This window comes from Micromonospora phytophila (genome assembly GCF_023656545.1).
GTDB lineage: Bacteria > Actinomycetota > Actinomycetes > Mycobacteriales > Micromonosporaceae > Micromonospora > Micromonospora phytophila.
The window spans coordinates 1-5,501 of record NZ_JAMOKF010000341.1; the positions used below are offsets into that span (position 1 = coordinate 1).

A 5,501-nucleotide genomic window follows, 5' to 3' on the forward strand; every position below is an offset into this window, starting at 1 on the left:
CCGGGTCGAAGCGGGCCACGTGCCAGGGCTTCAACCCGGCGGCGGAGCCGACGTGCAGGCTCGGCGAGGCGGACCAGTCCGCGCTCACCGGCGCCGCCACCGGCACCGTACGCCCGCCCGGCTGGGTCACCGTGGCGGTGACGGTCGCCGGGGCGCCGACCGCGACGGTGGCCGGGGCGGCCAGCGCGAGCGTGTCGACGTGGGCGTGGAACTCGGCGGTGACCCAGCGCGGGCCCTCGGCGAGCGGATCCCGCCGGGCCCGGTCCGCCTCGGCCGGGCTGACCGGGTCGACACCGAGCTCCGTCCACCCGGTGAAGCCGCCCCGGTCGGCCGGCGTGGACGGGCCCTTGCCCGAATTGCCGTTGATCAGGTACGGCACGCCGTCGACCCGGTCGGCGTGGAAGGTGCCGACGTGCCCGCCGACGAAGAGCGCCCCCTTGCCGGTGCGGTGCTGGAAGTCGGCCAGCCACTGCTCCAGCAACGCCGCCTCCTTCCGGTCGCCGAGCTGGCTGGCCTGGGCCGGGCTGGGATCGCGCGGCGGGTGGTGGTGCAGCACGACCACCGAGCCGACGGCCGGGTCACCGGCGGCGGAGTCGAGCGCCTCCCGCAGCATCCGGATCTGGTCGAACCCGCCGCCGCGCAGTGAGCCGGCCGAGGAGTTCAGCGTGACGATCCGGGTTCCCTTGTGGTCGACGACCCGTTCGGTGTCGCCGAAGGCGGCCCGGAAGTTCCCGATCGGGGCGCCCATGATCTCGTGGTTGCCGGGCACGTAGTGGTACGGCAGTTCCCCGCCGAGTTCCTCGTCCAGGATCCGCTTCGCCAGCGCGAAGTCCGCCGGGTACGCGGTGTCCACGAAGTCGCCGTTGATGATCAGGAAGTCCGGCCTCGCCGCCTTGACCTCGCGTAGCGTACGGCGGGCCTGGGCGACCAGGTCGCTGTCCGGGTCGGCCGCGACGAACTGCGCGTCGGAGAGCACCGCGAAGCGCCACGGCGCTCCGTCCACCGTGCCGTCGCGGAGCACCACCCGGTCGGTGCGCGACGTCTCGGCCGGCGCGTCGACCGTCGGCGGCACCCGGGCCACCAGGTCGTCGATGACCACCTCGCTGCGGTACTGCGCGGCGGCGTTGGTCTCCGCCACGTAGAACCGGCGGACCCGCACCGGGTACTGCACCCCGGCGGGCACCGCGAACTCGACGTACTTCCAGCCCGTCCAGGTGATCAGCGGGCCCCGGAGCACGTGCTGGGTGTTCTGGGCGTCGTGCAGGTGCAGGCTGGGCCACTCCCCCGTGCCGTTGCCGTGGATCCACATGCCGAACGCCTGCGGCTGGCCGGCCACCTCGATCCAGGCCGGCGGGTCGGCGTACGCGGCCCGGGTGCCGGTGGACTGGCTGAAGTCGTACGTCATCTTCAGGCCGGTGCCGGTGCGGCCGGGCGCCGGCGCGACCGCGCCGCTGGCCCGGGCCTGGCTGAACTTCCACGCGGACGCGTCGTCGAAGGTGGCCACCGGCACGTCGGTGAGCCCCACGGTGACCGGCACGACCGTGCTGTGCCGCCCGACTCCGACGGTGACCAGGGCGGAACCTGTGTCGCGCCGCGCGGTCACCGAGAGGTTGCCGTCGGCGGTCGGGCTGATCTCCAGCAACTCCCGGTCGTAGTCGAGCCTGAGGTCGGCGGGCTCGATCGGGGCGGTGTTGCCCTCGCCGTCGTAGCCGACCACGCCGACGAGGGCGGTGCCGCCGGCGCCGGTGAGCCCGACCCGGTCCACGGTGGAGTCCAGCCGGGCCAGCGGCCCGAGCACGGTGAGGTCGAGGGTTCCCCGGGCGTCGTCGCGCCAGGCGGTGACGGTGCTGCGTCCGGGCACGCCGGCCCGGAAGACGCCCTGGTCGTCGACGCTGCCGTGCTCGGCGGGGGTCGCCCGCCAGCGCGGGGCGCCGGCCGCCGGGCCGTACGTCTCGTCGTGGCCGGCTGCGGTGAGCCGGCGGGTCAGGCCGGGGAAGACCCGGTCCGGCCGGCCGCCGCGCACCGGCGAGACGCCCGGCGCGGTGGTGGGGTCGCTGGCGGTCTCCAGCCAGTACCCGGTGAGCCGGCCGCTGCCCTCGGGAGCGTAGAGGGCCAGCCCGTTGGGCACGGCGCGCTCGGTGCCGTCGGAGGGGCTGTTCTCCACCTGGACGGTCGCGGCGCCCGGCTCGCGGGCGAGCAGTGTCGACGAGCCGCCGCCGTCGAGGTTCAGGGCGTGGTGGGCGCCGAGTTCGGCCATCATCCGGCCCATCTCGGTCTGGGTCACCCCACGGCTGTCGACCTGCCGGCCGTCCACGGTGAGCATGATCATGCGTCGGCCGTCGGCGGAGAAGCCGACGGAGGTCCGTGGGGCCAGCGTCGGGTCGGCGATGCTCTGCGCCTCGCCGTCGCGGACCAGCACGTTCCCGCCGCCGACCGCCGCGTGCAGCGTGCTGCCATCGGCCGGCTTGGGCTGCCACGCCACCGTCACCGGGTCGCCCGGGCGCAGCCCCGCCAGGGCGTCCGCGCCGGCGTCGCGGCCGAGCAGGACGGTGGTGCCGGCGGGGACCGGCCCGCTGCCGGCCGTCGTGCCGACGCCTGCGACGCGCCCGTCGACCACCGCTACCTCGGTGACGCGGGCCGCACCCGCGACCGCGCGTTGCCGGGTGTACGACCCCCAGAGCGCGGTGAACGCGCCGATGCCGTCGGGCTGGACCATGTTGTTGAACTGGGTAAGCGGGACCGGTCCGGTGGGGAGGGTGGCGGTGCCGTCGAAGTTCACCTCGACCACCCGGCCGAGCCCCTCGGTGGTGACCGCGACGGCGTTGCGGTGCCCGCTGACCGCGGACTGGACCAGTTCACCGTCCCGGATGCCGACGCCCTGGGCCGCGCCGGAGTTGTTGATGTCGAAGAAGTCGCCGTTGACGGCGGCGACCGCACGGGACCTGTCGACCGCGCCGCGCAGCGGCTCCGCCCGGCTGACCGCGCCGGAGTTGACGTAGTCGACGGTGACGCCGCCGCCGAGGTCGGCGGTGAGCGCGTCGGCCCGCAGCCAGCCCTGGGCGTCGTACCGGTCGAAGGAGGTGAGCTGGAGGCCCGGCGCGACCGGGCGGGTGGTCTTCGTGGTCTCCAGGCCACCGGCCGGTTCCACCCCGGTCGTGGTCGCCGCCGCGCGGGTGCTGGCGGCCGGGTCGCCGGCCAGGGTCACCGAGTCGGCGGTACGGGAGGAGGCGCGGGGCGCGTCCTCGGCGGCGGTGGCGGAGAGGTCGGTGGCCGGCGGGGCCGCCGCCCCGACGGTGACCGGGCTGGTGGCGGCAACGGTGAGCAGCGGCGTCAGCAGCAGGACGCCAGCGAGCCGAGCGGATCGTCTGCGGGTACGCATGGACGACAGTCAACCGGACGATGAATAGAAGTTTCAATAGTTCACGCCTGAACCGAAGGAAAACTCCAGCCTCCGCCGCGCGACGACGCCCTCGCGCACCCCTGCCGCCACACCCTCGCGGCGACGGGTGACGAGAGAGCCCTCCGCCCGCTGCCCCCTGTCCCTGCCCCGTGGCCCATGCCCTCTGCCCCCTTTGCTCTGCACCCTCATGTGCGCCGGACACGGGCAGTCACCGGCGCGTATCGGGGTGCAGAGCAAAGGGGCCAACCGGGGGTTGGGCGGGGAACAGCCGCCATTCGGGAAGGCGCTGGTCACCGGCTTGCGACGGACATCGACGCCGTCGGGAAGTCGGCACGGCGCCCCGAGAACGACTACCTACCGTGAACCAGGTCGGCCAGCCTGCACGACACGGCCGAGGGCGTACATGCGAGAAGGGGCACGGCCGTCGCGGCCGTGCCCCTTCTCAGCGGTCTCCTCCGGGGAGGGTCACTCCCCCGGCGTCGACTTGGCGATCTGCATCAGGAACTCGATGTTGGTCCGGGACTGCTTGAGCCGGTCCAGCAGGAGGTCCAGCGCCGCCTGCGAGTCCAGCGAGTGCAGGACCTTGCGGAGCTTGTGGATGATGGCCAGCTCCTCCGGCGCGAGCAGGACCTCTTCCTTACGCGTGCCGGACGGGTTGATGTCGATGGCCGGGAAGGTCCGCTTGTCGGCGATCTTCCGGTCCAGCTTCAACTCCGCGTTGCCCGTGCCCTTGAACTCCTCGAAGATGACCGTGTCCGCCATGGACCCGGTCTCCACCAGCGCGGTGGCGAGGATGGTCAGCGACCCGCCGTTCTCGATGTTGCGGGCCGCGCCGAGGAAGCGCTTCGGCGGGTAGAGCGCGGTGGAGTCGATACCACCCGACATGATCCGGCCGCTGGCCGGTGCCGCCAGGTTGTACGACCGCCCGAGCCGGGTCACCGAGTCGAGCAGCACGACCACGTCGTGGCCGAGCTCGACCAGGCGCTTGGCCCGCTCAATCGCCAGCTCGGCGACCGTGGTGTGGTCCTGCGGCGGCCGGTCGAACGTGGCCGCGATGACCTCGCCCTTCACCGAGCGCTGCATGTCCGTGACCTCTTCGGGCCGCTCGTCCACCAGCACCACCATCAGGTGGCACTCCGGGTTGTTGTGGGTGATCGCGTTCGCGATCGCCTGCAGCACCATGGTCTTGCCGGCCTTGGGCGGGGACACGATCAGCGCCCGCTGCCCCTTGCCGATCGGCATGACCAGGTCGATCACCCGGGTGGTGAGGATGTGCGGCTCGGTCTCCAGCCGCAGTCGCTCCTGCGGGTAGAGCGGGGTGAGCTTGTAGAACTCCGGCCGGCGGCGGGCCTCCTCCGGCTCCATGCCGTTGATGGTGTCCAGCCGCATCAGCGGGTTGTACTTGTCCCGCCGCTGCTCGCCGTCACGCGCCGCCGCGCGCACGGCACCGGTGATCGCGTCGCCGCGACGCAGGCCGTACTTCTTGATCTGGGACATCGAGACGTAGACGTCGTTCGGGCCGGCCAGGTAGCCGGTGGTCCGCACGAAGGCGTAGTTGTCGAGCACGTCGATGATGCCGGCCACCGGGACGAGCACGTCGTCCTCGCCGACCTGCGGCTCCCGCGCGGCCCGCTCGCCGCCGTCGCCGCCCTCGACCCGCTCGCCACGGCCACGGCGACGGTCACGGAACCGGCTACGCCGGCCGCGCCGGCCGCCGCCCTCGTCGTCGTCGCCGTCGTTGTCCCGCTCGGCGCGGGGGCCCCGGTCGTTCCGGTCACCCCGGTCGCCACGGTCATTGCGGTCGTTGCGATCGCCCCGCTCGGCACGGTCACCGCGCTCGGCACGGTCACCCCGCTCGGCACGCTCGCCCCGGTCGTTGCGCTCGACACGCTCGCCACGGTCGGCACGCTCGTTGCGGTCGCCCCGCTCAGTGCGGTCGGCACGCTCGGTGCGCTCGCCCCGCTCGGTGCGGTCGCCGCGCTCGCCCCGCTCGGTGCGGTCGGCACGCTCGGTGCGGTCGGCACGCTCACGGCCACGGCCCTCGCCCCGGTCGGCACGCTCGCCGGCCTCGACGGCGGACTCGTCCGCACGCGCCTCCTCG

2 protein-coding genes are annotated in these 5,501 nt (G+C 73.8%); both read right to left on the minus strand.

Features of this window, described 5'->3' with window-relative positions:
* The coding region (locus NCC78_RS26765) for a phosphodiester glycosidase family protein (protein ID WP_250797941.1) at window positions 1-3,379 on the minus strand (3,379 nt) is incomplete at its 3' end.
* A gap of 486 nt (window positions 3,380-3,865) precedes the next feature.
* Window positions 3,866-5,501, minus strand: a 1,636-nt coding sequence (rho, locus tag NCC78_RS26770; RefSeq protein WP_250797942.1) for a transcription termination factor Rho, incomplete at its 5' end; no start/stop codon positions are given.